Origin of the sequence: Cupriavidus sp. UYPR2.512 (assembly GCF_000379565.1) — a bacterium.
GTDB lineage: Bacteria > Pseudomonadota > Gammaproteobacteria > Burkholderiales > Burkholderiaceae > Cupriavidus.
Window position 1 is genome coordinate 76,464 of the sequence record NZ_KB903206.1, and the last position, 26,478, is coordinate 102,941.

Genomic DNA, 26,478 nt, shown 5'->3' on the forward strand with positions numbered 1-26,478 from the left:
GCCCGCAGCCTACTTGTGGTAGGCGTCCAGGATGGACTTGCCGTCCTCGCCCGCGCCCCTGGACCAGTCATCCACCATGGTCTGGCCCACCTTCTGCATATCGGACTTGAGTTGCGGCGAAGGCGGCTGCACCGTCATGCCGTTGCGCGACAAGGTCGCCAGGTACTCCCTGGTCTTCTGCTCGGAGACCTGCCAGCCGCGCTTCTCGGCATCGGCGACGGCCTTGAGCAGGGCCTCCTGGGTCGGCTTGTCCAGCGCCGCGAACGCCTTCTTGCTGACCACCAGCATGTTCTTGGGCAGCCAGGCGTCCACCGTGTAGAAGTACTTCACGCTCTCCCACACCTTGGTGTCGACGCCGGTCGCGCCCGACGACATAAAGGAGTTGACCGTGCCCGTGGCCAGCGCCTGCGCCAGGTCGGCGGCCTGGATGGTCACCGGCTGGGCGCTGACCAGCTCGGCGATGCGCGAGGTGGCCGGGTTGTACGCGCGCCATTTCAGGCCCTTCATGTCCGCGGCTGAATTGATCGGCTTGTTGGCATAGATGCCCTGCGGCGGCCAGGCCACCGCGTACAGCAGCTTCATGCCCTGCTTGTCGAGCACCTTCTCGGTGACCGGGCGCGAGGCCTGCCACAGCTTGTAGGCATCGACATAGCTGGTGGCCAGGAATGGCACCGCATCGACGCCGAACACCGGATTCTCGTTGGCCAGCAAGGACATCAGGATCTCGCCCATCTGCACCTGGCCGGTCTGCACGCCGCGCTTGATCTCGTTGGCCTTGAGCAGCGATCCATTGGGATGCAGCACGATCCTGAGCTTGCCGCCGGTGGCCTTGTCCACGTCGTTGGCCATCCGCTGCAGGTTCTCGGTGTGCAGGTTGCTGACCGGATAACCGGTCGGCAGGTCCCACTTGGTATCCGCCTGTGCCGCCACGGCGGCCAGCATCAGGCCGGCTGCAACGATTGCCTTGACTCGCATCTCGATCTCTCCTGGTGTGCGCGCGGGGGCGCGGTTGTACTGCATGCTGCGTATTCGCTGGTGCGTACTACCTGGTGCCCGCCGCACGCGCCTGGTCGGGGGCGTGCGGCCGGCGCAAGATCAACGGCGCGGCGGGCTCAGTCGTCGCGCTGTGAAGGTTGCACGATGCGTTCCAACGCAAGGGCCGTGCCCAGCAGGTCGGCATCGCGCATCGGGCCGTGCGACAGCATCAGGCCCACGGGCAGCTCGTCCGGCGCGTGGCAGGGCATCGAGATCGAGCAACCGTCAAGGAAATTGAAGGCCGAGGTATTGCGCAGCAGCAGGGCATTGACGCGGAAGAACTGCGCATCATCGGTGCGCAGCGGCGCAATCTCGGGCGCGACCATCGGCACGGTCGGGCAGACCACGGCGTCGAAGCGGGCCAGGCGCGCTTCCATGCGGGCGATCCAGTCCAGGCGGGCGCGGCCCAGGTCGATATAGTCGGCGGCGCTGACATTGGCGCCGCGGTCGATGCGCGAGGCCACGCGCGGGTCATACAGGTCGCGCCGGGCGGCCAGCATGTGGCGGTGGATTGCATAGGCTTCGGCTGAACTGAAGCCGCCCTGGGCGTTCAGGCCGGCCAGTTCGCCGAGCTCGGGCAGATCGACATGCTCCAGTTGCACGCCGGCGGCCGACAGCCGGCCCAGCGCGCGGTCAAAGGCGCGCGCCACCACCGGGTCGAGGTCGTCCAGCAGGACCTGGCGCGGGATCGCCAGCCGCGTGGCGGCGGGGTTGGCGACGCGCGGGATCACTGCGCCGTCCGCGATCACGGTGTCCACGGCAATGCAGTCGCTGACCGTGCGCGCCATCGCGCAGGCGGTGTCGAGCGTGTAGGACAGCGGAAACGCGCCGGTCAGCGGCACGCGCCGCGTGGTGGGCTTGAAGCCGGTGATGCCGCACAGCGCGGCGGGGATGCGGATGGAACCGCCGGTGTCGCTGCCAAGCGCCGCGACCGCCAGCCCCAGCGCCACCGAAACGGCTGCACCCGACGACGATCCGCCCGGGATGCGTGCCACGCCATCCGTGCCGGCCGGGTTGACCGGCGTGCCGTAGTGTGGATTGATGCCCACGCCCGAGAACGCGAACTCCGTCATGTTGGTGCGCCCGACCAGGGCTGCCCCTGCCGCGCGCAGGCGGGCGACCACGGTGGCATCCGCCGTAGCCGGCGCGGCATCCTTGCGCACCAGCGAGGCCGCGCTGGTGACTTCGCCGGCGACGTCGTACAGGTCCTTGACCGAAACCGGCAGCCCCGCCAGCGGATGCAGTGCCTTGCCGGCGCGGCCGGCGGCATCGGCTGCGCGTGCGATCTGGGCCGCGGCCTCGAAGGTGCTGCGCAGGAATACGGCCTTGGCAGCCGGTGTGGCTGCCAGCGCGGTCGCCTGCTTGATGATCTGCGCACGGCTGGTGGCGCCGTCGCGCAGGCGGGTGTTCAGGGTGTCGAGGTCGGGAAGCATGGAGGGCATGGGGTCTGCAAACGGGTGCGAGGGCGGGGCGGGCACCGCCATGGTGGCGGCCGCCTGCCAGCACGGGGAAGGGCGCGTTGCACCGCGCAGGGCCAGTCATGGCCGGCGTCCTTCCTCATGCTTTACCTGTATTTATTAGGTGTTCATGCTCATGATTCGCCAATGACCGGACCTTCCCGGTCGATCCGCATCTATCCGCTTGTTTTTATAAATCAACAGGTTGCTGCAAATCATGATGCCTTGTGCATCGCTGTCAATCGGCTGAAATCACCTCTTGGTGACGGTAAATTCGACGGTGGAATCCGAGCTGCTGGATCTACCGTCACGCCGCGCCGATGCTGACTGACACGAAGCTCAAGAACCTCAAGGGTAGCAAGAAGCTCTACAAGGTGACAGATAGGGATGGCCTCTATGCGGCGGTTAGCCCGAAAGGGACGGTCACCTTCCGACTTGACTACCGCCTCAATGGCCGGCGCGAGACCCTGACTGAAGTCTTATCCAGGGCGCTACCTCGCGGCAGGCGTGGCCGGCGGCGCGTGCCTCGATGGCGTTCGACTGATTGATGAGCTGCCCGGTGAATAGCGGGGAACCGGGTTGTGCTGGCGTGGTGATATCGAGCGGTGGGCTCGACGATGCCATGTGGAAGCATTGCGGGCACCTGAACCATCAGGGGTGCCAGGTCGACGGCCTTTCCACCTGCATCGCAGGCCGCTGGCTTCCTGCCATGGCATAAGAAAGCTTGTTCGCCGCGTCGACGACAGTCTGTGCCAACTCCAGCAAACGCGCTTCGTTTAGCCGGGAGGTCGGTCCCGAAATGCACATGGAGCCCAAGAGCCGCCAGTGCAATCCGAACACCGGCGCAGACACGCTCGAGACTTCGGGCTCGCGCTCACCGAGCGACAGATGAAAACCACGGCGGCGGATCATTTCATACAGCTCGCCGGACTCTCCCGAGAACGCCAGTATGACGCGGCCCGGCGAACCGCTGTCCAGCGGCAGTGCCGCCCCGATCCGGACGTGATGGCGGATGGCCTGCGGTCCTTCGACGCGCACCAGGCACGTTCGCTGTTGCCCCTCGCGGACGTAGAACGACGCGCTTTCCCCGGTCTTGATCGTCAGTTCGCGCAGGACTGGCTCTACCACTTCCTGCACGTTGAAGGTTGCCTGGTAGCACGCGCCAAGCCATCCCGCTGCCCGCCCCAGCCTCCAGCTTCCGTCTTCCTTCTGCACCAGATAGTCGTCCACCGCCAGCGTGCGGGCCAACCGGAGCACGGTGGTCTTGTGGATGCCAGTTCGCCGACTCAGTTCCGCGAGTGACAGCTGAGGGTCATTGACGCCGAACGCCTCAAGGACGCGCAGGGCGCGGGTTACCGCAATCACAGAGCCGGGGGCGTCGCCGCCAGAAGCGCCTTTAGATTCACTCCTACGGTTCATAGAACGGACTTGGTTGCACGGTATGAAACGGCATTGTATGCCTTGAAACGACAGACCACAATCCGAACCACAATGAAACGAGATTCGGAGACAGTCATGAAGGCAATTTCCCGTCGCTGCTTAATAGTGCTTGCCACAGGCATGCTGGCGGCATCCGCGCTTACTCATGCCGCGCCGCAGTACCCCGCCAAGCCCATCCGGGTCATCGTCCCTTTTCCCGCCGGCGGGGGCACGGACATCATTGCGCGAGAAGTGACCAATACGGTTGCCAAGTCGACTGGCTGGGTGTTTGTGGTGGAGGACAAGCCAGGCTCGGGCGGCAACCTCGGCGTGGACGCGGCGGCCAAGGCGCCTGCCGACGGCTACACCATCGTCATGGGGCAGACCAGTAACCTGGCCATCAATCCCTCACTGTACGAACGGCTGCCCTATGACCCGTTGAAGGACCTCACGCCCATCGGGCTGGTCGCCTCGGCGCCGCTGGTGCTGGTGACGCACGTCAACTCGCCCTACAAGACGCTGAAGGACGTCATCCAGTCTGCCAAGGCAAAGCCCGGGACGATCAATTTTGCGTCGCCCGGCAACGGCACGGTGGCGCACCTGGGTGGCGAGCAACTCCAGGCTACCGCGAAGGTGAAGTTCACCCACGTGCCGTACAAGGGCGCCGCGCAGGCGGTCAACGACCTGATGGGCGGTCAGGTCGATCTCTACATGGCATCCGTGCCAACGTTGCTCGGGCATATCAAGAACAACAGACTGCGGCCGCTCGCGGTGACGTCGCCGAAGCGCGTGCAAGACCTGCCTCAGGTGCCGACAGTCGCCGAACTGGGCTACCCCGGCTTTGATACCGCGACCTGGTTTGGCTTTGTCGCGCCTGCCGCGACACCGAAGGACATCGTGGCGCGCCTGAATACCGAGTTCAACAAGGCGCTCAAGTCCCCGGCGCTCGCCAGCAAGCTGAATGAACAAGGTGCATCGGTGCTGGCTGGCACGCCGGAAGCCTTCACTGCACTGATCAAGCAGGACACCGGACGCTGGGCGTCGGTCATCAAGGCCTCCGGCACCAAGCTGGATTAATGCCCGCATCTACCCATCCATTTCATATTGCCTGGAGTCCATCATGACTTTGCCCAACATCATCAAATCGTTTGAGCGCGTGCCCGCAGACATCGTGGCAAGGGCCGCCAGGTTCCAGCCGGCGATCCTCTCCGATGTCGGCGGACGCCGCGGTGCGCTGCATGGCCGGATCCGGGCCTTGCGCCCGGCGATGAAAGTGGCCGGGCCCGCCTTCACAGTCGAGGTCCGTCCCGGCGACAATCTGATGATCCATGCAGCACTGGCGCTGGCGCAGCCGGGCGATGTCCTGGTCGTCGACGGCAAGGGGGATCAGACTTCTGCGCTGATGGGAACCATCATGATGCATGCCGCCCGCCAGCGCGGCCTTGCCGGTGTGGTCATCGACGGCGCGGTGCGGGACAGCCTCGAGCTGGACGACATGCAGTTTCCGGTCTTTTCGGTGGGCACGAACCCTAACGGCCCGACCAAGGAAGTCGGCGGCCGCATTGGTCACCCTATTTCCGTTGGCGGCGTCACGGTGAATCCTGGCGACTTCATCTGCGGCGACGCCGATGGCCTGGTCGTGGTAGAGCGCGAAAAGATCGAAGCCTTGCTTGATGCCGCGGCAAAGAAGGAGGCAGCGGAAGCCGTGCGCATTGCCCAGATCAAGGAAGGCAATACCACCGCGCCCTGGCTGCTGGCATCGCTGGTGACGGCGGGCGTCCTGAAGCAGGGAGAAGCACTGTGACAAGCAAGCCGGTCATCATCGTCACGGGTGCAGACCTCGCGCCGGAAGCGCTCGCGCTGCTGGGCGACTACGAGGTCGCATTCGCGGGAAGAACGCCACAGGCCGCCGATCTGGTGGCACTGGCCCGGAAGCACAACCCGGTCGGCATGATCGTGCGCTACGGCAGCGTAACCGCCGAAGTCATGGATGCGGCACCCGCGCTGAAGGTGATTTCGAAACACGGCACCGGCACTGACACCATCGACAAAGCTGCCGCGCAGGCGCGCGGCATCACGGTGACCGCCGCCGCCGGGGCGAATGCCGCCGCCGTTGCCGAACATGCGCTGGCGCTGATGCTGGCGTGCGCCAAGTCGGTGGTGAAGCTGGATGCGCGCATGCATGCCGGGCACTGGGACAAAGCGACGCACAAGAGCCTGGAACTGAATGGCCTGACGGTCGGACTGATCGGCCTGGGTGCCATCGGCCGACGCTTCGCCAGGATGTGCGACGCCATCGGCATGCGGGTGATTGGTTTCGATCCGTTCGCCGCCGACCTGCCCGACTATATCGAGGCCGTCCCACTGGACAAAATCTGGGAGGCCTCGGATGTCATCTCGCTGCAATGCCCGTTGACGGCGGACAACAAGGAGATGGTCAACGCCGCCACGCTCGCGCGTTGCAAGCCTGGCGTGATCCTCATCAACACCGCACGGGGCGGACTGATCGACGAAGCGGCGCTGTTCCAGGCAGTCCAGTCGGGCCGCGTGGCGGCCGCCGGCCTGGATAGCTTTGCGCGCGAACCGATGTCCGCGCCCCATATCTTCCAGCGGCAGCCTGGCTTCGTGCTGAGCCCGCATATCGGGGGCGTAACAAGTGCGGCCTACGTCAATATGGGTGTCGCGGCCGCGACCAACACCGTCGCGGTCCTGAACTCGGTTCGCGAGCCGGCAGTCGGACAGCAGTAGCCGCGCTGGTGCCGGACTGGCGGCATGCCGCGCGCGTTGCGCCAATGGCGCACGCGCCGTACCGCTAAGCCAGCCCGCGCGGTATAAGAACTCTCGTCTGCATTGGAGACAACATGAAAAAGAAGGAAAGCGCGGCATGGAAGCGCCGAGGCCTGGCGTTCGCCATCCTTGCCGCCATGTCGATGATCGCGCAAGCGCAAGGCTGGCCTGGCAAGCCCGTCAAGATCGTCGTTCCCTATCCGCCCGGCGGCGCCGTGGACGCAGTCACCCGCAAAATGGCGCAGCGCCTCTCGGAGCAGACGGGCCAGAGCTTCTATGTGGAAAACAAGGTCGGCGCGACGGGAACGATCGGCGCGGCCCAGGTCGCCCGCGCAGCGCCGGACGGCTACACGCTGCTGGCCAACGATACGACCTACGCGCTGTTGCCCCACATCTTCAAGACGTTGCCTTTTGATCCTGCCAAAGACCTGCAGCCCGTTGCGGCATACGTCTTTGCGCCCATGGGCGTGGTCGTCAAGGCTGGAGGAAAGTACAAGACGCTGGCCGACCTGATTGCCGCGGCCAAGGTCGATGACAAGGTTTCATATGGATCTGGCGGACCCGGCTCAACCCCTCACTTCGCCAGCGAAGCCTTCGGTGTCGCCGCGGGCACGCACTTCATGCATGTGCCGTTCAAAGGCGCAGGCGAGGCTACCGTCGCGGTGCTGAGCGGCACCGTCGACTTCCAGATGGCGTCCATTCCGGGCGTCATCGGACAGGTCAAGGGCAACAAGCTGACCGTGCTGGCCGTCAGCGGCACGAAACGCCTGCCTGCGCTGGCGAACGTGCCTACCTTCGCCGAGGCTGGCGTCAATGGTTACGGTGTGACGAATTTCACCGGGTTGTGGGCACCCAGGGGCACGCCCGCCGAGGTGCTGGACCGCCTGCAGAAAGAGGTGGGCAAGGCGATGGCGACGCCGGACATGCAAGCCTATGCTGAGAGCATCGGCGCCGAGCCGGGCTATTGGGATGCCGGGACCTTCAGTACCGAAGTGGCCAACAGAACCGCATTCTGGGGGAAGGTTGCACGCGGTACGGGGTTCCAGAAGCAATAGTGGCCGGTTGCCTGCAGCGGGGCGGCGGCGCATGGCCTCCCGGGCCTGTACTGCCGGCGAGACAATCAACAGGTGTCAGCGCATGTTTCTACTGAACTCACCGACCATCCGGGAAGCGCAGCCGTTTTCCAGTCTTCCGGCCCGCTACCGCCAGCCACGACGAAGCGAATGGTCCAGGGCGAACCTGGGCGGCCGTGAAATCGACTCCTTTCTGGAGGGCCCCGTGGCAGACGGCGAGGGCAACCTGTACGTTACCGATATCCCGAATGGGCGCATCTTCAGGATCGACCCCAAGGGCGATTGGGACCTGGTTGCCAAGTGGGACGGCGAGCCCAATGGCATGAAGTTCCTTGGCCCTGAGTCCTTGCTTGTGACGGACTACCGTAACGGCCTGATGGAAGTCGATCTGCGCACCGGCCAGGTCCGGCCATACCTGCCGCGCCGCAATACGGAAAGCTTCAAAGGCGTCAATGACCTGACGCTGGATGCGCGCGGGAACATCTATTTCACCGATCAGGGCCAGACCGGCCTGCACGACCCCACAGGCAGGGTCTATCGGCTGACCCGCGAAGGCCGGCTCGAGCTGCTGCTCGCCAACGTGCCAAGCCCGAATGGCATCGTGCTGTCGCCGGACGAGCGTTTCCTGTTCGTTGCCGTCACGCGCGGCAACTGCGTCTGGCGCATGCCTTTGCAGGAGGACGGCAGCGTGTCGAAGGCCGGGCAGTTCTTCACGTCATATGGCCCCAGCGGGCCGGACGGGCTCGCGATGGACGTCGACGGCCGCCTGGTGGTGGCCAACCCCGGCCTCGCCTACGTATGGGTGCTGAATCACCGTGCAGAGCCAGTCGAGGTCATCCGTGGCACGCCCGGCCACTCGCTGACCAATGTGGCGTTTGGCGGACCGGATCGAAAGACGCTTTACATGACCGACTCAACGGCGGGCGAGATTCTGCAGATTGGTATGTCGGCGCCAGGTGTGACCATTCAGCGGGCCTTTCAGGAGATCTGAGCGGTCCTTATCGAGAGACGCCCCCAGGTAAAAGGCTTGCGGTGCTCCCCGCTTGAGAGGGGCCTCTTCCGGGATTTCGACGGTAATCAGCGGATCCGCTGCAAGGCGCCACTGATCGATTTCCGGGGCATTCCTTTCAGCACCACCATGCGGTGGCACCTGTCCACGCCGGAGATCCCGGTATATCCGAAGCGCCGATAGCGCACCACTGTTCTGCATGGGGCGAATGCGCGGCATAATCCCCGATGGGCATTGGTGTGCCATAAAGCACGTTCTGCCCGGTAAAAATGTCGGTAAAAAATATGATGACGACCCATAAAGTCAGGCAGGGCAAGGCCTGGTGGGGAGGATTGTTCATCATAATTCGCCAATAAACTGTCAAGCTAAAATTGCCGGGGCGCGCTCCGTGCTTATAACTGGCACCGAGGCGCCAGCGCCGCCCCCATCAAAAGGAGTCTCCCGCATGCCACGCAAGCCAGCCGAGGGCGGGCACACCGCCGCCGCCGTGGCCGACGCCCCAGCCGTTGCCGATCAGGCAAGGCCAGCCACCGCGCTGTCGCGCGCGGCCGGGGCCAATATCGTGTCGTCCTCGCACCTGGTGTCGGTGCGCAGCCCCGAGCTGTCCGAGTTCGAGTTCGGGCTGAACACTGCCTACAACGCCTACAGCCGCTGGGTGGTGCGCTGCATGGGCGCGGCCGGCGTGCGCGACCTGACCTTCCTGGACGTGCTGGTGCTGCATCACGTGAACCATCGCGGCCGGCCCAAGCGGCTGGCCGATATCTGCTTCGTGCTGAACGTGGAAGACACGCACCTGGTGACCTACGCCTTGAAGAAGCTGCAGGGGCTGGGGCTGGTGAGCGGGGAGCGGGTCGGCAAGGAGGCCACTTATTCGACCACCCCGGCCGGTGCCGAGGCCTGCGCGCGCTACCGCGAGATCCGCGAACAATGCCTGACCAGCAACTTTACCGAAGGCAGCGAAGAGAATGCCGAGATCGGCGAACTTGCCCGGCTGATGCGGGTGCTGACCGGCCTGTACGAGCAGGCCGCGCGCTCGGCGACGTCACTCTGAGCCTGCTATTCTGTAAAAGTGACGCATAGTCATTATCAGTATGGGCGGTAACACGATCCCGCCGTGATGTCGCAGTGCAAAATCCGGGTGCCGGCAAGGTACAATAGCGGTTTCCCGCCAGTCGGCACCCCATGCAGCGGTGCCGGCTAAGCAGCAGCCCCTACCTCACCGCCTCCCGACCGCTACGATCATGGCGCATTTCTCGTGCTTCCCCGGCGCTTTGGCGCTTTCCGCCTTCCGTCAGCAACGCCTGCTCACCGCCCTGCGGCAGATCGACGCCGATATTGAATCGGTGCATGGCCAGTTCCTGCACTTTGTTGACGCACAGACGCCGCTGTCGGCCGAAGAGCAGTCCCGCGTGGCGGCGCTGCTGACCTACGGCGCGCCGTTCGACGAGCCGTCCGACGGCGACCGCTTCGTGGTGATCCCTCGCTTCGGCACGATCTCGCCGTGGGCCAGCAAGGCCACCGACATCGCCCATAACTGCGGCCTCTCGCATATCCACCGCATCGAGCGCGGCATCGAGATCACCGTAATCTGCAAGAAGGGCCTGCTGCGCGGGCGCAAGTCGCTGGACGCGGATACCCGCGCGGCCGTTGCCGCGCACCTGTTCGACCGCATGACCGAGACCGTGGTCGCCACGCGCGATGACGCCGCCGGCCTGTTCCAGGAACTGCCGGCCAAGCCGCTGCGCTTTATCGACATCTCGGCCGGGCGCAACGCGCTGGCCGCGGCCAACGTCGAGATGGGCCTGGCGCTGTCCGAGGACGAGATCGACTACCTGGTCGATGCCTATGCCAAGCTGGAGCGCAACCCGACCGACGTCGAGCTGATGATGTTCGCGCAGGCCAACAGCGAACACTGCCGCCACAAGATCTTCAACGCCACCTGGACCATCGACGGCGTGCAGCAGGACAAGTCGCTGTTCGCGATGATCCGCAATACGCACCAGCTCAATCCACAGGGCTCGATCGTGGCCTACTCGGACAACTCGGCGGTGATGGAAGGCGACGTGGCCGAACGCTGGTTCCCGCGCGGCGACGACCACAAGTACGGCCGCCACGAGGCGCTGACCCACACGCTGATGAAGGTGGAGACGCACAACCACCCGACCGCGATCTCGCCGTTCCCGGGCGCCTCCACCGGCGCCGGCGGTGAAATCCGCGACGAAGGCGCGACCGGCCGCGGCGCCAAGCCCAAGGCCGGCCTGACCGGCTTCACGGTGTCCAACCTGATGCTGCCCGAAGCGGTCGAATCCTGGGAAAACGACCGCGACGCCGCCCAGCCGGTGGCGCACCGCAACCCCGACGACAAGCCTGGCGTGACCGGCAAGCCGGATCGCATCGCCTCGCCGCTGCAGATCATGATCGACGGCCCGCTCGGCGGCGCCGCCTTCAACAACGAGTTCGGCCGCGCCAACCTGGGCGGCTACTTCCGTGTCTACGAGCAGAACGTGGGCGGCACCGTGCGCGGCTACCACAAGCCGATCATGATCGCCGGCGGCATCGGCAACATCGATGCCGCGCACACGCACAAGAACCCGCTGCCGGCCGGCACGCTGCTGATCCAGCTGGGCGGCCCGGGCATGCGCATCGGCATGGGCGGCGGCGCCGCCAGCTCGATGGCGACCGGCACCAACACCGCCGACCTGGACTTCGATTCGGTCCAACGCGGCAACCCCGAGATGGAGCGCCGCGCGCAGGAGGTGATCAACGCCTGCTGGCAGCTGGGCGACGCCAACCCGATCCTGTCGATCCACGACGTCGGCGCGGGCGGCATCTCCAACGCTTTCCCGGAACTGGTGGACGGCGCCGACCGCGGCGCGCGCTTCGACCTGCGCCAGGTGCACCTGGAAGAGTCCGGCCTGTCGCCGGCCGAGATCTGGTGCAACGAGTCGCAGGAGCGTTATGTGCTGGCGATCGCGCCGGACAGCTTCCCGCAGTTCCAGGCCATGTGCCAGCGCGAGCGCTCGCCGTTCGCCGTGGTGGGCATCGCTACCGAAGAAAAGCAGCTGCAACTGGTCGACGCCAGCGTCGACGCCGCGCTCAAGGACCATTACGCCGTCAACATGCCAATGGACGTGCTGCTGGGCAAGCCGCCGCGCATGCACCGCGACGTCAAGCGCGTGGAAGAGGCACTGCCCGCCGTTGACGTCACCGGCATCAGCCTGGAGCAGGCCGTGCGCGACGTGCTGCGCCACCCGACCGTGGCCAGCAAATCGTTCCTGATCAGCATTGGCGACCGCACCGTGGGCGGCATGAACGCGCGCGACCAGATGGTCGGCCCGTGGCAGGTGCCGGTGGCCGACGTGGCCGTGACCACGCTCGACTACCAGGGCAACGCCGGCGAGGCCATGACCATGGGCGAGCGTACGCCGCTGGCCGTGATCAACGCGCCTGCCTCAGGCCGCATGGCGATCGGCGAAGCCCTGACCAACCTGGCCGCCGCGCCGGTCAAGGACCTGGGCAAGGTCAAGCTGTCGGCCAACTGGATGGCGGCTTGCGGCGTGGAAGGCGAGGACGCCAGGCTGTATGACACCGTGCACGCCGTCGGCATGGAGCTGTGCCCCGCACTGGGCATCAGCATCCCGGTCGGCAAGGATTCGCTGTCGATGCGCACCAAGTGGCAGGACGACGGCGTCAACAAGGAAGTGGTGGCGCCGGTGTCGCTGATCATCTCGGCCTTTGCCGCGGTGGACGACGTCAACCGTACGCTGACTCCGCAGCTGCGCACCGATGCCGGCGACACCGTGCTGATCGCCGTCGACCTGGGCCGCGGCAAGAACCGCATGGCCGGCAGCATCCTGGCGCAGGTGATGCAGCAGGTGGGCGACAGCGCCCCCGACGTCGACAACGCCGAAGACCTGAAGAACTTCTTCAACGTGATCCAGCGCCTGAACCGCGAAGGCAAGCTGCTGGCCTACCACGACCGTTCCGACGGCGGCTTCCTGGCCACGCTGGCCGAGATGGCCTTTGCCGGCCACTGCGGCGTTTCGCTCAACGTCGACATGCTGGCGCTGGACCCGCAGCAGGAGCAGGACTACGGCGACGCCAAGAACTGGGCGCAGCAGATCGCCGAGCGCCGCAACGACCAGACCCTGCGCGCGCTGTTCGCGGAAGAGCTGGGCGCGGTGGTGCAGGTGCGCATGGAAGACCGCGACACGGTCTTCGCGGTGCTGCGCGAAGCCGGCCTGTCGGCCTGCAGCCACGTGGTGGGCAAGCTCAACGCGACCGACCAGATCGAGGTCTACCGCGATGCCAAGAAAGTCTTCGGTGCCTCGCGCACCGACCTGCAGCGCAACTGGAGCGAAGTCAGCTGGCGCATCGCGCGCCTGCGCGACAATCCGGCCTGCGCCGACAGCGAATATGACCGCCTGCTGGACGCCGCCGACCCCGGCATCAGCCCGGTGCTGACCTTCGATGCGGCCGAAGACATCGCCGCACCGTTCATTGCCACCGGCGCCCGTCCGCGCGTGGCGATCCTGCGCGAGCAGGGCGTCAACTCGCAGATCGAGATGGCGTACAGCATGGACCGCGCCGGCTTTGACACGCACGACGTGCACATGAGCGACCTGATCGCCGGCCGCGCCAACCTGGCCGACTTCAGCGGTTTCGTTGCCTGCGGCGGCTTCAGCTACGGCGACGTGCTGGGCGCGGGCGAGGGCTGGGCCAAGACCATCCTGTTCAACGGGCAGATGGCCGAGCAGTTTGCTGCCTTCTTCAACCGCCAGGACACCTTTGCGCTGGGCGTGTGCAACGGCTGCCAGATGATGAGCAACCTGGCCCCGATCATTCCGGGAGCCGGTGCGTGGCCCAAGTTCACGCGCAACCAGTCGGAACAGTACGAAGCGCGCTACGTGACCGTGGAAGTGCAGTCCTCACCGTCGATCTTCTTCGCCGGCATGGAAGGCAGCCGCATTCCGATCGTTGTCGCCCACGGTGAAGGGTTTGCCGACTTCTCGCAGCAGGGCAATATCGACCAGGCCCACGTGGCGCTGCGCTTTGTCGACAACTACGGTGCGGTCACGCAGACCTATCCGCTCAACCCGAACGGCTCGCCCGACGGCATCACCTCGGTGACGACCGTGGACGGCCGCTTCACCGTGCTGATGCCGCACCCGGAGCGCGTGTTCCGTGCCGCGACCATGAGCTGGGCGCCGGACGCCTGGAAGCAGGTTGCCGATGGTGGCAGCCCGTGGATGCGGATGTTCCGGAATGCGAGGAAGTGGGTGGGGTGAAGGGGGTTTTGGGGCTCCGGCACTGCGGTTGGGTGTCGGGCTTGACGGGCGTGGGCTGTTCCGCCGGCGTAGCCGGCGGGTCACTTTTTGTCCGAGCGACAAAAAGTAACCAAAAAACGCGTCGCCTATGCGGCTGGCAATCCATTCCTCGGCGTTGGTAGTTCGGGCGGCGGTGATTTCCGTTCGATGTGGGTGCCCGTTCGACCCGGCTACGCCCCCTGTCCGGTGCCTGCGTCCACGGACTATTGGACGAACCCGACTTTAGGGGATTGGCAGCCTGCTAAGACCGCCATCGGGGGGACGCCTACGGCTGCGCTGCGCGCCGGCCCTAAGCAGAGCGACCGACCAGGTCCTAACAGCGTTGGGTTCGGCGTCATCCGCGACCACGCGGTGCAAGCGCAGCGATGCACTCCGTGCCCGGGCCTCCGACCTGAGATGCTGCGTGCGCGCAGCGCAGCCGAAGGCGTCCCACCGATAACCTGGTTAGCAGGCTGCCAACAACCTAAAGTCGGGTTCGTCCAATAGTCCGTGGACGGAGGCACCAGACAGGGAGCGTAGCTGGCTCGAACCACCACACAAATCGGCGGAAATCACCACCGCCCGAACCACCAACGCCGTGCAATTTATTGCCAGCCGCATAGGCGACGCGTTTTTTGGTTACTTTTTGTCGCTCGGACAAAAAGTGACTCGCCGGCTACGCCGGCGAAACAGCCCACGCCAGTCAAGCCCGACACCCAACCGCAGCGCCAAAAACCAACCCTCACCCAGATACACCCCCCCTAAGCCGCGAACTCCACGACGCATACGCATAAGTCAGCATCCTCCCAGCTTCAAAACCAGGAGGCGGCCTGATCTCGCCGCGAGCCTCCTTGTACGCCACCACGGCGTGCAGGATCTTCTCGGGCGCGTAACGGTCACGCAAGGGGAGATAGGGATGGAGCTGGCGCCAGCCGGGGACGGCGCCGTCCAGGGTCGCCCAGGCCAGTGCGCAATAGCACATGCCCCGGGACGAGAGATGCCAGAGTTGCCAGTAACGGCCAGTCGACTCCACGCGCTGCATCCTTGAATCTTGCAGGACCGGCGGGGGGCGACCGGACCGTGCCTTACTGGATCTTGGCCTTGTCCTTCAGTGACTTCATCATGGCCTGGAACTGCTCGCGCTGCCAGTTCTGGTCCCCCATCAGCATCTGCGTCAGCTGCGGCTTGACCTCTTCGAACGACGGGATCTTGGCGTCGCGCATGTCGACCAGTTCGATGATATGCCAGCCGAACTGGGTCTTGACCGGGGTATCGGTCAGCTGGCCCTTCTTCAGGCCGGTCATGGCTGCCGAGAACTCAGGCACGTAGCTGCCGCTGTTGGCCCAGTCCAGGTCGCCGCCGTTGGCGGCCGAGCCCGGGTCCTTGGACGAGGCCTTGGCCATGTCCTCGAACTTGGCGCCGCCCTTGATCTTGGCGATGATGGCCTTGGCGTCGGCTTCCTTTTCCACCAGGATATGGCGGGCGTGGTATTCCTTGCCGTTGCCGAACTGCGACTTGATCTTGTCGTACTGCTTGCGCAACTCGGCGTCGCTGGCGCCGTGGGTCTTCACGTAGTCTTCGAACACTGCGCCGGCCAGCACGTTCAGGCGGGCCTGTTCCAGTTGTTCCTGCACGTCGTCGCGCTGGGTCAGGCCGCGCTTGTTGGCTTCCTGCGCGAGCAGTTCGCGGTCGATCAGCATGTTGCGGGCGCGCGAGCGCAGCTCCGGGTTGTCGGGCTGGCCGGTGCCGGCGATCAACTTGTCCAGCTTTGCCGATGAAATGGCCTTGCCATTCACGACGGCGGCATTCTGGGCGATGGCCGGCAGGCTGCCGGCAGCAAGCACAGCCGCCAGGCTGAACGAGAGGACGGTGGTCTTCATGGAATCAGGTCTGAGAGTTGCTGGAAGAATCGCGTGGTGCGCGGGATTGGTACTCTTGGTCGGTGAACGCAGTCACGGCAAGTGCGTGGATCTGCGAGGGGAACAAACCGCGCAGCGCATCATACACCATGCGGTGTCGTGCAACCCGGCTGTGACCCGTAAAGCGCTCGCTGACGATTGTCACGTCGTAATGTCCGCCGCCGGATGCGGCGCCGGCATGTCCGGCGTGCAGCGCGCTGTCGTCGCGCACGGCCAGGTGGCTGGGGGCGAGCGCTTCGCGCAGCATCGCCTCGATAGTGGCGGGATCGGCTGCCATCAATGGTTTCCTTCGGTTCGGGGGATGCAGGGGCAGGGCCGTCAGTCCTGGCTGTTCTCGGGCATGTGGCGCGACAGCCAGACACTCTGGGCGACGATGAACACCAGCATCAGCCCCATGCTGCCGAACAGCTTGAAGTTGACCCAGGTTTCGGTCGAGAACTGGTAGGCCACGTACAGGTTCAGCACGCCCATGGCGGCAAAGAAGCCGGCCCAGGCGGCGTTCAGGCGCGCCCACACCGGGTCGGGCAGGGTCACCTGTTTTTCCATCATGGCGCGGATCAGGTTCTTGCGCCAGCCGATCACCGAGCCCAGCAGCGCCACCGCGAACATCCAGTAGAGCACGGTCGGCTTCCACTTGATGAAGGTCTCGTTGTGCAGCACCAGCGTGGCGCCGCCGAAGACCGCGATGATCAGCAGGCTGACCCACTGCATCGGCTCGACCTTGCGGTGGCGGAACCAGACCCAGCCGATCTGCAATACCGTGGCGCCAATGGCCACGGCGGTGGCGGTGTAGATGTCAGCCAGCTTGAAGGCGGCAAAAAACAGGATGACCGGGAACAGGTCGAACAGGAATTTCATGCGGTACCAGGTTGTGTCCGGCGTCCTTGCCGGGGCATTAGCGCTGCGGGTCGCGCCGGGGTTCGTCGCCGCTGCCGGCGGCGTGGGCATCATCCGCCGCACGCTGTGCCGGGTCGCGATCATCGAATTTTAGCGCAGCCGAGTTGATGCAATAGCGCAGGCCGGTCGGCGCGGGGCCATCCTCGAAGACATGGCCCAGATGGCTGCCGCATTCCTTGCAGCGTACCTCCACCCGCGTCATGCCGTGGCTGTGGTCCACGTGCTCGGCAATCACCTCGCCATTGATGGCGCGGAAATAGCTGGGCCAGCCGCATCCGGCGTCGAATTTGGTGGCGGATTCGAACAGCGGCGTGCCGCAGCCCACGCAGTGGTAGATGCCGTTGTCCCAGTGGTCCCAGTAGCGTCCGGTGAAGGGGCGCTCGGTGGCGGCCTCGCGGGTCACGCGGTATTCGATGTCGGAGAGTTGTTCACGCCACTCGGCGTCGGTCTTGGTGGTGGTCATGGTTTGTCCTTGCAGGGCTTCCTCGGATGGGTTCCTCAGTTAAGGCATTGGTCGTGCGAACTCCGCGAACCTTACACCGGCTGGCGCCGGCATGCAGGGCGCGGATCAGATGGCGTCACGACGAGCAACTGACCTCCAGGCCGGAAGCCCAGTCCGGCGGCAGCGCCGCGTAGTGCTCCGCTTCCGGCTGTTCGTCGAAGGGGCGCGACAGCACCGCCAGCAGCCGGTCCGCTTCGGTGAAGTCCTTGTCGCGGGCGTGCCGGATGGCGGTTTCGGCCAGGTGGTTGCGCAGCACGTACTTGGGGTTGACCGCCAGCATTTCCAGTTCGCGGGCGGCATCGTGCGACTGGTCGGCGCGCAGGCGCACGCGGTAGTCGGCCACCCAGGTGTCAAAGGCGGCGCGGTCCAGGAACAGGTCGCGCACCGGCGCATCGCGCGAGGCATCGGTCGACGAGATGCCGCACAGCTTGCGCCAGAACAGCGTGTAGTCCACGCGTTGGCCGTGCAGCAGCTGGAACAGGCTGGTCAGCAGCGGCTCATCGCTCTTGTCATCGCCGCCGGCGGGCGGGCGCAGGCCCAGCTTGGCGCGGTAGTGGCGGAAGAACGCCGCCGCATAGCGGTCGCGGAACGGGTCCAGCGCCGCGCGCGCGGCTTCCACGGCGGCATCGCGCGCGCCTTCTTTGTCGGCATTCTCCGGTGCCAGCCACAGCGGCAGCAGCGCCTGCGCCAGGCAGTGCAGGTTCCAGAACGCCACCTGCGGCTGCTGGCTGTAGGCGTAGCGGCCCTGCGTATCGGAGTGGTTGCAGATGTGGTTGGCGTCGAATGCGTCCAGGAAGCCAAATGGGCCGTAGTCGATGGTCAGGCCCAGGATCGACATATTGTCGGTGTTCATCACGCCGTGGCAGAAGCCCACCGCCTGCCAGTGCGCGATCAGGTCGGCGGTGCGCAGCGAGACCTCGCGCAGCAGCGCCTGGTAGGGCTGGGCATCGTCGCGGCAGGCCGGCATGAAGGTGTCGATGACGAAATCCGCCAGCTTGCGCAGCGCGGCCACGTCGTCGTGCGCGGCGAAATGCTCGAAGTGCCCGAAGCGGACAAAGGTCGGCGCCAGCCTGGTCACCACCGCGGCGGTCTCGATGGTCTCGCGCCGCACCGGCGCGTCCGAGCCGACGATCGACAGCGCGCGCGTGGTCGGCACGCCCAGCGCGGCCATGGCCTCGGAGCACAGGTATTCACGGATCGACGAGCGCAGCACCGCGCGGCCGTCGGCCATGCGCGAGTAGGGCGTGAGGCCAGCCCCCTTGAGCTGGATTTCCCACGGGCCGGTCTCGGTCTGCGCCTGCGCCAGGCGGATCGCGCGGCCGTCGCCGAGCTGGCCGGCCCAGACCCCGAACTGGTGCCCGGAATAGACGGTGGCGAGCGGGTCGGCCCAGTCCGGCACCTGGTTGCCGATAAAGGTTTCGATGAAGTCCTGCTGGCTGCCGATGCCGGCATCCCAGCCGAGCAGGGCCGCCGCGGCCGGCGCCACCCCCACCAGGTAGGGCGATGGCAGCGGCGTCGGGCGCAGCCGCGTGAAGAACTGCGCGCCGAGTTCGGCGAAACCGGGCGCGGTGCGCCAGGGCACGGACAGCGTGGCCAGAGCGGCCGCGTCGGAGGGCTGTGGGGTTAGTGACTGGGGCGTGTCTGGCATCGCGTAAGGGCGCCGGGGCGCAAGGGGGCGGTGCGAAATCCGTGTGGTCATCCATGTGCCCGCGAACCGCGTAAAAGGCGGCGCAGCGCGGCATGCCGGGGGCACGGAAATGCGATGGTGGCTAGGGAAAACGACATGTTGAGGTGCAACATGCCACGCAGTATTGTACGTCCTCAACGGCACTCGACCGCGCTCCACCGGTCATGCCGCCATGCACCGCACGGTTATTTTCTTCCTTCAGTGCGCACATGAATCCGGTGCATGGACTTCCGCAGAATTGCGGCCCCGAATCCGATGGCAATACCGACGGCAACCCCGACGGCAACGCAACGACAGTATGGCAGTGCACAACGAGATCGGCCGGAGGCCGATTTGGTGCATGGAAGCGACCGCCAAAAAATAGTACGGTTGTTCGTTTTCAGGCGGATTACACAAGACTTTCAGGAGGCAGGTTCATGGCATTGATGGGTCAAATGATGAGCGCGCCGCTGCTCATTTCCTCCATCATCAAACACGCCGCGCGTTACTACGGCAGCACCGAGATCGTCTCGCGGCGCACGGAGGGCGACCTGCATCGCTATACGTACCGCGATTGCGAACTGCGCGCCCGCAAGCTGGCGCAGGCGCTGGGCGCACTGGGCGTGAAGCAGGGCGAGCGCGTCGGCACGCTGGCCTGGAACGGCTACCGCCACCTGGAGATCTACTACGGCGTGTCCGGCATGGGCGCCGTCTGCCACACCATCAACCCGCGCCTGTTCCCCGAGCAGATTGCCTATATCGTCAACCATGCGGAAGATGGCTATATCTTCTTCGATCTGACCTTCCTGCCGCTGGTGGAGGGCGTGGCGCCGCACTGCCCCAACGTCAAGGGCTGGGTGGCGATGACCGACCGCGCGCATATGCCGGCCGAATCCAGGGTTCCGCTGCTGTGCTACGAGGAGCTGGTCGAGGCGCAGGACGGCAACTACGAATGGTCCCAGTTCGACGAGAACCAGGCGTCGAGCCTGTGCTACACCTCGGGCACCACCGGCAACCCCAAGGGCGCGCTGTATTCGCACCGCTCGACGGTGCTGCACTCGTATGCGTCGGCACTCCCCGACGCGCTGGGCTGCTCCGCCAGCGACGTGATCCTGCCCGTGGTGCCGATGTTTCACGTCAATGCCTGGGGCCTGCCGTACTCGGTGCCGCTGGTCGGCGCCAAGCTGGTGCTGCCGGGTGCCAAGCTGGACGGGGCCTCGATCTATGAACTGTTCGAACAGGAAAAGGTGACCTTCTCCGCCGGCGTGCCGACGGTGTGGCTCGGCCTGCTCCAGCACGTGCAATCGAACAAGCTCAAATTCTCCACCTTCCGCCGCACCGTGATCGGCGGCTCGGCCGCGCCGCCGGCGATGATCCGCGCGCTCGAGGCGCTGGATGTGGAGGTGATCCACGCCTGGGGCATGACCGAGATGTCGCCGCTGGGCACGTCGTGCAAGCTGCTGGCCAAGCACCAGGGCCTGTCCGACGCCGACCGCCACAAGATCCAGGAAAAGCAGGGCCGCGTGATCTTCGGCGTCGACATGAAGATCGTCGATGGCGACGGCAAAGAGCTGCCGTGGGACGGCCAGGCCTTCGGCGACCTGATGGTGCGCGGGCCGTGGATCATCGAGCGCTACTTCCGCAACGATGCCAACCCGCTGGCCGACGGCTGGTTCCCGACCGGCGACGTGGCCACCATCGACGCCGATGGCTTCATGCAGATCACCGACCGCAGCAAGGACGTGATCAAGTCCGGCGGCGAATGGATCTCGTCGATCGATATCGAGAACGTCGCCGCCGCGCACCCCGCGGTGCATATGGCGGCCTGCATCTCGGCCTACCACCCCAAGTGGGATGAACGCCCGCTGCTGGTGGTGGTGAAGAAGCCCGGCGCCGAAGTCACCCGCGAAGAACTGCTGCAGTTCTTCGATGGCAAGGTCGCCAAATGGTGGATCCCGGACGACGTGGCCTTTGTCACCGAGATCCCGCTGACCGCCACCGGCAAGATGCAGAAGCTCAAGCTGCGCGAGCAGTTCAAGGACTACAAGCTGCCGACCGCCTGACGCCGGCACGCGCTTTCCGGTGCGCCATGCCTGCTTGCGGCATGGCGTGTTCGGGGCCGACTGCAAGGCGTGGCAAGGAGGACGCCGCGCAGCCAGCCAAATCCGACGACAAGCCAACGACAAGAGTGAAGGAGACAGGTATGACCAAAATGCGTCCGCTGGTGGCCGGTGTGGCCGTGTTTGCCGCACTGGGTTCTGCGCTGGTTTCAGGTACCGCACTCGCGGATACGGTGAAGATCGCCTTCATTGACCCGCTATCGGGGCTGATGGCTCCCGTTGGGCAGAACCAGCTCAAGAGCTGGCAGTATGTCGCCGACATTGCCAACCAGAAGAACTGGGCCGGCGCGCACAAGTTCGAGGTAGTAGGTTTTGACAACAAGCTATCGCCGCAGGAAAGCCTGACCATCCTCAAGCAGGCGGTCGATCAGAACATCCGCTATATCGTGCAGGGCAACGGCTCGTCGGTCGGGCTGGCGTTGCAGGACGCGGTGGCCAAGCACAATGAGCGCAACCCGGGCAAGGAGATCGTCTACCTGAACTACGCCGCGGTGGACCCGGACATGACCAATGCCAAGTGCAATTTCTGGCATTTCCGGCTGGACGCCAACTCGGACATGAAGATGGAGGCGCTGACGACCTACCTGGCCAAGGACCCGAACGTCAAGAAGGTCTACCTGATCAATCAGAACTACTCGTTCGGCCATCAGGTGGCGCGCGCCGCCAAGGACTACCTGAAGCGCAAGCGCCCGGACATCCAGATCGTGGGTGAAGACCTGCACCCGCTGGCGCAGGTCAAGGACTTTGCCCCGTACGCGGCCAAGATCAAGGCTTCTGGCGCCGATACCGTGATCACCGGCAACTGGGGCAGCGACCTGGCGCTGCTGATCAAGGCGGGCAAGGATGCCGGCCTGACCGCCAACTATTACACCTACTACGCCGGCACCACCGGCGTGCCCACGGCGATGGGCGCCGCCGGCGCCGAGCACGTCAAGTATGTCGGCTACTACAACCCCAACAACAAGGGGTTCAAGGGGGCTGATGTCATCGAGGGCTTCAAGAAGAAGTACAACGATGACTTCTACGTGATGGCCTCCTACACCGGCATTGCCATGCTGTCCAAGGCCTTCAAGGACACCGGCTCGACCGATCCGATCAAGGTTGCCAAGGCGCTCGAGGGCATCAAGGTCGACAGCATGAACGGCACGGTCGAGATGCGCAACTCGGATCACCAGGCGCAGCAGCCGCTGGTGGTCGCCACCTGGAGCAAGGTGGATGGCAAGGAAATCAAGTACGACCAGGAAAACACCGGCTACGGCTGGAAGACCAACGCGCTGATGGACCAGTACGTGTCGGCCCAGCCGACCTCCTGCCAGATGAAGCGGCCGAGCTGATCCTGTTCGTGACGGACCGGCCACGCTGACAAAGTGGCTGCCCGATCCTGCATACTTTCGGTCTTTTTCGGTCGATACCGGGGAGCGTCCGGGGCGGGCATCCGCCCCCGGAGGGGGACGCTCACCCTCAATCCAACCGGACGGATGCCGGCATGCCCACGCATGGCGGCGCCAGCTTGAAGGACACGCTGTGGAATTCTTCGTCATCTCACTGCTGAACGGCATCAGCTACGGGCTGCTGCTGTTCATGCTGTCATCGGGCCTTACGCTGATCTTCAGCATGATGGGCGTGCTCAACTTTGCCCACGCCAGCTTCTACATGCTGGGCGCCTACTTTGCCTACACCATCGCCAGCAAGGTCGGGTTCTGGCCGGCGCTGATCTTCGCGCCGCTGCTGGTGGCGGGCGCGGGCGCGCTGGTGGAGCGCTTCGGCCTGCGCACGGTGCACAAGTACGGACACGTGGCCGAGCTGCTGTTCACCTTCGGCCTGGCCTATCTGATGGAGGAGGGCGTCAAGCTGGTGTGGGGCCTGGCGGCGGTGCCGTACCGGATTCCCGCGGAGCTGGACGGGCCGCTGTTCACGGTGTTCACCTCGTCCTTCCCCAAGTACCGCGCCTTCATGATGCTGGTGTCGCTGGGCATGCTGGTGGCGATCTACCTGGTGCTGACGCGTACCCGCATCGGGCTGGTGATCCAGGCCGCGCTGACGCACCCGGAAATGGTCGAGGCGCTCGGCCACAACGTGCCGCGCGTGTTCATGATGGTGTTTGGCGGCGGCGCCGCGCTGGCCGGGCTGGCCGGGGTGATCGGCGGCAATGCCTTTGTCACCGAGCCGTCGATGGCCGCGGCGGTCGGGTCGATCGTGTTCGTGGTGGCGGTGGTGGGCGGCATGGGGTCGCTGGTGGGCGCGTTCATTGCGTCGATCCTGATCGGCGTGCTGCAGACCTTCGCGGTCACCATCGACGCCTCGCTGGCGGGCCTGATGACCAGCCTCGGGCTGGCCGTCAGCGAGGCCACGCCGTTCTATTCCTTGTGGAAGCTCACGGTGGCCCAGGTGGCGCCGGTGCTGCCGTACCTGCTGCTGGTGGTGATGCTGATCTTCCGCCCGCGTGGACTGATGGGAACCCGGGAGAGCTGACACCATGGAGCAAGCGATGCAACAACCCCGCGAGCCGGTGGTGACCGGCCGCACCCTGCGCTACCGCCCGCTGAACCTGGCGCGCTGGATCATCTGGAGCCTGACCGTGCTGGTCATGCTGGTGCTGCCGCTGATCTTCACCGGGGGCTTCGCCATCACGCTGATGTCGCAGATGGGCATCATGATCATCTTCGCGCTGTCATACAACATGCTGCTCGGGCAGACCGGCATGCTGTCGTTCGGCCACGCGGTCTACTCCGGTCTGGGCGCGTTTATCGCCGTGCATGTGCTGAATATGGTCGGGGCGGGCAAGGTCTGGCTGCCGGTGTCGATGCTGCCGCTGGTGGGCGGCCTGGCGGGTGCCTTCTTTGGCGTGATCTTTGGCTACGTCACCACCAAGAAGTCCGGCACCACCTTTGCCATGATCACCATGGGCATCGGCGAGATGGTGTTCGCCAGTTCGCTGATGTTCCCGGAGTTCTTCGGCGGCGAGGGCGGCATCTCCACCAACCGCGTGGTCGGCGACCCGTTCCTGGGCATCACCTTCGGGCCGGGGCGCCAGGTGTACTACCTGATCGCGGCGTGGTGCCTGCTGTCGATGGTGGCGATGTACGCCTGGACGCAGACGCCGCTGGGCCGCATCGCCAACGCCGTGCGCGACAACCCCGAGCGGGTCGAGTTCATCGGCTACAACACCCAGCGCGTGCGCTACCTGGTGCTGATCCTGTCGGCATTCTTCGCGGGTATCGCCGGGGCGCTGGGCGCCATCAACTTCGAGATCGTCTCGGCCGAGAACGTCAGCGCGGTGCGCTCTGGCGGCGTGCTGCTGGCGGTGTTCATCGGCGGCGCAGGCGTGTTCTTCGGGCCCATCATCGGCGCGGTGGTGTTCGTGCTGTTCGCGGTGGCGCTGTCGGACCTGACCAAGGCCTGGCTGCTGTACCTGGGCCTGTTCTTCGTGCTGATGGTGATGTTCGTGCCGGGCGGGCTGGCCAGCCTGCTACTGATGCAGATGCCGCTGCTGGGCAAGGGCAAGCTGGGCCGCATGCTGCCGTCCTACGCGCGTGCCGGCGGCGCCGGCGTGGTGCTGCTGCTGGCCTTGATCCTGACGGTCGAGCTGGTTTACAAGGTGCAGGTCGACAGCGCCAACGGCACCGCGATGTCGCTGTTCGGCGTCGGCTTCGATGCCGCAACCTGGACGCCATGGCTGGTGGCGGCCGCGCTGTGGGCGGCTGGCCTGTTCGCGTGGCGCCTGGCGGCGGCGCGGGTGCGCAGCGCGTGGGACAAGGTACAGATGGAAATCGTAGGAGGCAGGGCATGACAGCGGCACTGGAACTGACCGATGTACGCAAGAAGTTCGGCCAGACGGAGATCATCCGCGGCGTGAACCTGAGCATCCCGAAGGGTGAGCGCCATGCGCTGATCGGGCCGAACGGGGCGGGCAAGTCGACCACCTTCAACCTGATCTCGGGGCGCTTTGCGCCGACCAGCGGCACGGTGCGCCTGAACGGCGAGGAGATCGGCGGGCTGCAGCCGTTCGTGATCAACCGCATGGGGCTGTCGCGCAGCTTCCAGATCACCAACATCTTCCATCGGCTGTCGGTGTTCGAGAACCTGCGCTGCGCGGTGCTGTGGTCGCTCGGCTACAGGTATTCGTTCTGGCACCGGCTCACGGGCCTGCGCGACACGCGCGAGCGCGCCGACGAGGTGCTGGAGCTGATTGGCATGCAGCACCGCCGCGATAGCCAGGCGGGCCTGCTGACCTATGCCGAGCAGCGTGCGCTGGAGATCGGCATCACCATCGCGGGTGGCGCCGAGGTGATCCTGCTGGACGAGCCCACCGCGGGCATGAGCCGCTCCGAGTCCGATCACGCGGTCGAACTGATCCGCAAGGTCACCGTCGGCAAGACGCTGGTGATGGTGGAGCACGACATGAGCGTGGTGTTCGGCCTGGCCGACCGGATTTCAGTGCTGGTCTACGGCGAAGTGATCGCCACGGACACCCCGCAGGCCATCCGCAACAACCGCAAGGTCAAGGAGGCTTACCTGGGCACCACCCTCGACGAAGACGCCACCGAAGGAGCGCACTGATGGGCAAGCGCATGCTGAATGTCGGGGGCCTGCACGCCTACTACGGCAAGAGCCACATCCTCCATGGCGTGGACGCGCATATCGACGAAGGCGAGATCGTCGCGCTGCTGGGCCGCAACGGGGTGGGGCGCTCGACCATGGCGAAGGCCATCCTCGGGATGGTCAAGGCCGAGGGCTCGGTGCGGTTTCGCGACGAAGAGATCCTGGGGCGGCGTACCTTCGAAATCGCGCACCTTGGGATTGGCTATGTGCCTGAGAACCGGGATATCTTTCCGACGCTGACGGTGCGGCAGAATTTGCTGCTGGGGGAGAAGCGCAACCCACGGCAGGCCAAGCCGCGCTGGACCGTCGAAGACATGTTCAATATGTTCCCGCGGCTGAAGGAGCGCGAGAACACCTCGGCCGGCGTGCTCTCCGGCGGCGAGCAGCAGATGCTGACGCTGTGCCGCACCCTGATGGGCGATCCCGACCTGGTGCTGATCGACGAACCGACCGAAGGCCTGGCGCCGATGATCGTGGCATTGGTCGGGGACTACCTGAAGACGCTGAAAGAGCGGGGTATTTCCGTGCTGCTGATCGAGCAGAAGCTGGCGATCGCACTGGACATTTCCCAGCGCGTCTACGTGATGGGGCACGGGCACATCGTGTTCGAAGGCACGCCCGCCGAACTGAAGGCCAACTCGCAGGTGAGAAAGGAGTGGCTGGAGGTCTGATCCGGCGCTCACCAT

22 protein-coding genes and 1 pseudogene are annotated in these 26,478 nt (G+C 65.4%); 15 read left to right on the plus strand and 8 right to left on the minus strand.

Annotated elements, in window-relative coordinates; all coding sequences use genetic code 11:
* Nucleotides 1–9: 9 nt before the first annotated feature.
* Nucleotides 10–975 carry a TRAP transporter substrate-binding protein gene (locus A3A5_RS0136415; RefSeq protein WP_018315357.1) on the minus strand — a complete coding sequence of 322 codons (966 nt, stop codon included), beginning with the start codon at nucleotides 973–975 and terminating at the stop codon, nucleotides 10–12.
* A gap of 137 nt (nucleotides 976–1,112) precedes the next feature.
* Nucleotides 1,113–2,477, minus strand: coding sequence for an amidase (locus A3A5_RS0136420; RefSeq protein ID WP_018315358.1), 1,365 nt, complete (start codon nucleotides 2,475–2,477; stop codon nucleotides 1,113–1,115).
* 117 nt (nucleotides 2,478–2,594) lie between these two features.
* Between A3A5_RS0136420 and A3A5_RS43900 the strand changes: the two genes are divergently transcribed.
* Together A3A5_RS43900 and A3A5_RS42755 are read left to right on the plus strand one after the other, a co-directional pair.
* The gene (locus A3A5_RS43900) at nucleotides 2,595–2,819 is read left to right on the plus strand and encodes a hypothetical protein (protein ID WP_157637408.1); all 225 of its coding nucleotides are present in this window, start codon (nucleotides 2,595–2,597) and stop codon (nucleotides 2,817–2,819) included.
* A pseudogene (locus A3A5_RS42755) lies at nucleotides 2,813–2,965 on the plus strand (Arm DNA-binding domain-containing protein); the annotation flags it as partial. The gene A3A5_RS43900 and the pseudogene A3A5_RS42755, both read left to right, overlap by 7 nt.
* A 178-nt stretch (nucleotides 2,966–3,143) precedes the next feature.
* Here the strand turns inward: A3A5_RS42755 and A3A5_RS0136425 are convergent.
* On the minus strand, nucleotides 3,144–3,911 hold the full coding sequence (locus A3A5_RS0136425) for an IclR family transcriptional regulator (protein WP_026201485.1): 768 nt from the start codon (nucleotides 3,909–3,911) through the stop codon (nucleotides 3,144–3,146).
* A gap of 96 nt (nucleotides 3,912–4,007) precedes the next feature.
* Here A3A5_RS0136425 and A3A5_RS0136430 point away from each other — a divergent pair, with 96 nt between their 5' ends.
* The 7 genes from A3A5_RS0136430 (at nucleotide 4,008) to purL (ending at nucleotide 14,068) form a co-directional block, all read left to right on the plus strand.
* Nucleotides 4,008–4,988, plus strand: coding sequence for a tripartite tricarboxylate transporter substrate binding protein (locus tag A3A5_RS0136430; RefSeq protein ID WP_026201486.1), 981 nt, complete (start codon nucleotides 4,008–4,010; stop codon nucleotides 4,986–4,988).
* 43 nt (nucleotides 4,989–5,031) lie between these two features.
* Nucleotides 5,032–5,715 (plus strand): RraA family protein, encoded by a 684-nt coding sequence (locus A3A5_RS0136435; protein ID WP_018315361.1) that lies wholly within the window; start codon nucleotides 5,032–5,034, stop codon nucleotides 5,713–5,715.
* Entirely contained in the window at nucleotides 5,712–6,659 is a 948-nt protein-coding gene (locus A3A5_RS0136440; protein ID WP_018315362.1) for an NAD(P)-dependent oxidoreductase, read from the plus strand. The genes A3A5_RS0136435 and A3A5_RS0136440 overlap by 4 nt, the downstream gene beginning before the upstream one ends.
* Before the next feature lie 113 nt (nucleotides 6,660–6,772).
* The gene (locus tag A3A5_RS0136445; protein WP_018315363.1) at nucleotides 6,773–7,753 is read left to right on the plus strand and encodes a tripartite tricarboxylate transporter substrate binding protein; all 981 of its coding nucleotides are present in this window, start codon (nucleotides 6,773–6,775) and stop codon (nucleotides 7,751–7,753) included.
* A gap of 82 nt (nucleotides 7,754–7,835) precedes the next feature.
* Nucleotides 7,836–8,762 (plus strand): SMP-30/gluconolactonase/LRE family protein, encoded by a 927-nt coding sequence (locus tag A3A5_RS0136450; protein ID WP_026201487.1) that lies wholly within the window; start codon nucleotides 7,836–7,838, stop codon nucleotides 8,760–8,762.
* Between the two features lie 463 nt (nucleotides 8,763–9,225).
* On the plus strand, nucleotides 9,226–9,831 hold the full coding sequence (locus tag A3A5_RS0136455) for a winged helix DNA-binding protein (protein ID WP_018315365.1): 606 nt from the start codon (nucleotides 9,226–9,228) through the stop codon (nucleotides 9,829–9,831).
* 190 nt (nucleotides 9,832–10,021) lie between these two features.
* Nucleotides 10,022–14,068 carry a phosphoribosylformylglycinamidine synthase gene (gene purL, locus A3A5_RS0136460; protein ID WP_018315366.1) on the plus strand — a complete coding sequence of 1,349 codons (4,047 nt, stop codon included), beginning with the start codon at nucleotides 10,022–10,024 and terminating at the stop codon, nucleotides 14,066–14,068.
* A gap of 1,103 nt (nucleotides 14,069–15,171) precedes the next feature.
* On the opposite strand, the gene A3A5_RS0136470 is transcribed toward purL, so the two are convergent.
* The 5 genes from A3A5_RS0136470 to A3A5_RS0136490 all read right to left on the minus strand — a co-directional run bounded on the left by A3A5_RS0136470 (nucleotide 15,172) and on the right by A3A5_RS0136490 (nucleotide 19,052).
* Nucleotides 15,172–15,966, minus strand: coding sequence for a peptidylprolyl isomerase (locus A3A5_RS0136470; RefSeq protein ID WP_018315368.1), 795 nt, complete (start codon nucleotides 15,964–15,966; stop codon nucleotides 15,172–15,174).
* Nucleotides 15,967–15,970: 4 nt separating this feature from the next.
* Nucleotides 15,971–16,282 carry a BolA family transcriptional regulator gene (locus A3A5_RS0136475; RefSeq protein WP_018315369.1) on the minus strand — a complete coding sequence of 104 codons (312 nt, stop codon included), beginning with the start codon at nucleotides 16,280–16,282 and terminating at the stop codon, nucleotides 15,971–15,973.
* Nucleotides 16,283–16,323: 41 nt separating this feature from the next.
* Nucleotides 16,324–16,863, minus strand: a complete 540-nt coding sequence (locus A3A5_RS0136480) for a septation protein A (protein WP_018315370.1) — start codon at nucleotides 16,861–16,863, stop codon at nucleotides 16,324–16,326.
* Between the two features lie 37 nt (nucleotides 16,864–16,900).
* Nucleotides 16,901–17,365 (minus strand): peptide-methionine (R)-S-oxide reductase MsrB, encoded by a 465-nt coding sequence (gene msrB / locus A3A5_RS0136485; RefSeq protein ID WP_018315371.1) that lies wholly within the window; start codon nucleotides 17,363–17,365, stop codon nucleotides 16,901–16,903.
* 115 nt (nucleotides 17,366–17,480) lie between these two features.
* Nucleotides 17,481–19,052, minus strand: coding sequence for a YdiU family protein (locus tag A3A5_RS0136490; RefSeq protein WP_026201488.1), 1,572 nt, complete (start codon nucleotides 19,050–19,052; stop codon nucleotides 17,481–17,483).
* Nucleotides 19,053–19,507: 455 nt separating this feature from the next.
* Here A3A5_RS0136490 and A3A5_RS0136495 point away from each other — a divergent pair, with 455 nt between their 5' ends.
* From A3A5_RS0136495 to A3A5_RS0136520, 6 genes are all read left to right on the plus strand, one after another.
* Entirely contained in the window at nucleotides 19,508–21,133 is a 1,626-nt protein-coding gene (locus A3A5_RS0136495) for a 3-(methylthio)propionyl-CoA ligase (protein ID WP_026201489.1), read from the plus strand.
* A 140-nt stretch (nucleotides 21,134–21,273) separates the two neighbouring features.
* Nucleotides 21,274–22,524: a branched-chain amino acid ABC transporter substrate-binding protein gene (locus tag A3A5_RS0136500; protein ID WP_018315374.1), complete on the plus strand. Its 1,251-nt coding sequence runs from the start codon at nucleotides 21,274–21,276 to the stop codon at nucleotides 22,522–22,524.
* Nucleotides 22,525–22,714: 190 nt separating this feature from the next.
* Nucleotides 22,715–23,662, plus strand: coding sequence for a branched-chain amino acid ABC transporter permease (locus tag A3A5_RS0136505; RefSeq protein ID WP_010810051.1), 948 nt, complete (start codon nucleotides 22,715–22,717; stop codon nucleotides 23,660–23,662).
* Nucleotides 23,663–23,666: 4 nt separating this feature from the next.
* On the plus strand, nucleotides 23,667–24,980 hold the full coding sequence (locus tag A3A5_RS0136510; protein ID WP_026201490.1) for a branched-chain amino acid ABC transporter permease: 1,314 nt from the start codon (nucleotides 23,667–23,669) through the stop codon (nucleotides 24,978–24,980).
* Nucleotides 24,977–25,750 (plus strand): ABC transporter ATP-binding protein, encoded by a 774-nt coding sequence (locus tag A3A5_RS0136515; protein WP_018315376.1) that lies wholly within the window; start codon nucleotides 24,977–24,979, stop codon nucleotides 25,748–25,750. The genes A3A5_RS0136510 and A3A5_RS0136515 overlap by 4 nt, the downstream gene beginning before the upstream one ends.
* Nucleotides 25,750–26,463: an ABC transporter ATP-binding protein gene (locus A3A5_RS0136520; RefSeq protein WP_018315377.1), complete on the plus strand. Its 714-nt coding sequence runs from the start codon at nucleotides 25,750–25,752 to the stop codon at nucleotides 26,461–26,463. Before A3A5_RS0136515 ends, A3A5_RS0136520 begins: the two co-directional genes overlap by 1 nt.
* Nucleotides 26,464–26,478 lie beyond the last annotated feature (15 nt).

Coding starts and splice junctions, on each gene's coding strand:
- A3A5_RS0136520 (WP_018315377.1), top strand. CDS start 25,750: ATGGGCAAGCGCATGCTGAATGTCGGGGGCCTGCACGCCTACTACGGC.
- A3A5_RS0136470 (WP_018315368.1), bottom strand. CDS start 15,966: ATGAAGACCACCGTCCTCTCGTTCAGCCTGGCGGCTGTGCTTGCTGCC.
- A3A5_RS0136450 (WP_026201487.1), top strand. CDS start 7,836: ATGTTTCTACTGAACTCACCGACCATCCGGGAAGCGCAGCCGTTTTCC.
- A3A5_RS0136495 (WP_026201489.1), top strand. CDS start 19,508: ATGGCATTGATGGGTCAAATGATGAGCGCGCCGCTGCTCATTTCCTCC.
- A3A5_RS0136430 (WP_026201486.1), top strand. CDS start 4,008: ATGAAGGCAATTTCCCGTCGCTGCTTAATAGTGCTTGCCACAGGCATG.
- A3A5_RS0136435 (WP_018315361.1), top strand. CDS start 5,032: ATGACTTTGCCCAACATCATCAAATCGTTTGAGCGCGTGCCCGCAGAC.
- A3A5_RS0136510 (WP_026201490.1), top strand. CDS start 23,667: ATGGAGCAAGCGATGCAACAACCCCGCGAGCCGGTGGTGACCGGCCGC.
- A3A5_RS0136420 (WP_018315358.1), bottom strand. CDS start 2,477: ATGCCCTCCATGCTTCCCGACCTCGACACCCTGAACACCCGCCTGCGC.
- A3A5_RS0136500 (WP_018315374.1), top strand. CDS start 21,274: ATGACCAAAATGCGTCCGCTGGTGGCCGGTGTGGCCGTGTTTGCCGCA.
- A3A5_RS0136475 (WP_018315369.1), bottom strand. CDS start 16,282: ATGGCAGCCGATCCCGCCACTATCGAGGCGATGCTGCGCGAAGCGCTC.
- A3A5_RS0136455 (WP_018315365.1), top strand. CDS start 9,226: ATGCCACGCAAGCCAGCCGAGGGCGGGCACACCGCCGCCGCCGTGGCC.
- purL (WP_018315366.1), top strand. CDS start 10,022: ATGGCGCATTTCTCGTGCTTCCCCGGCGCTTTGGCGCTTTCCGCCTTC.
- msrB (WP_018315371.1), bottom strand. CDS start 17,365: ATGACCACCACCAAGACCGACGCCGAGTGGCGTGAACAACTCTCCGAC.
- A3A5_RS0136445 (WP_018315363.1), top strand. CDS start 6,773: ATGAAAAAGAAGGAAAGCGCGGCATGGAAGCGCCGAGGCCTGGCGTTC.
- A3A5_RS0136425 (WP_026201485.1), bottom strand. CDS start 3,911: ATGAACCGTAGGAGTGAATCTAAAGGCGCTTCTGGCGGCGACGCCCCC.
- A3A5_RS0136515 (WP_018315376.1), top strand. CDS start 24,977: ATGACAGCGGCACTGGAACTGACCGATGTACGCAAGAAGTTCGGCCAG.
- A3A5_RS43900 (WP_157637408.1), top strand. CDS start 2,595: ATGCTTTACCTGTATTTATTAGGTGTTCATGCTCATGATTCGCCAATG.
- A3A5_RS0136480 (WP_018315370.1), bottom strand. CDS start 16,863: ATGAAATTCCTGTTCGACCTGTTCCCGGTCATCCTGTTTTTTGCCGCC.
- A3A5_RS0136415 (WP_018315357.1), bottom strand. CDS start 975: ATGCGAGTCAAGGCAATCGTTGCAGCCGGCCTGATGCTGGCCGCCGTG.
- A3A5_RS0136490 (WP_026201488.1), bottom strand. CDS start 19,052: ATGCCAGACACGCCCCAGTCACTAACCCCACAGCCCTCCGACGCGGCC.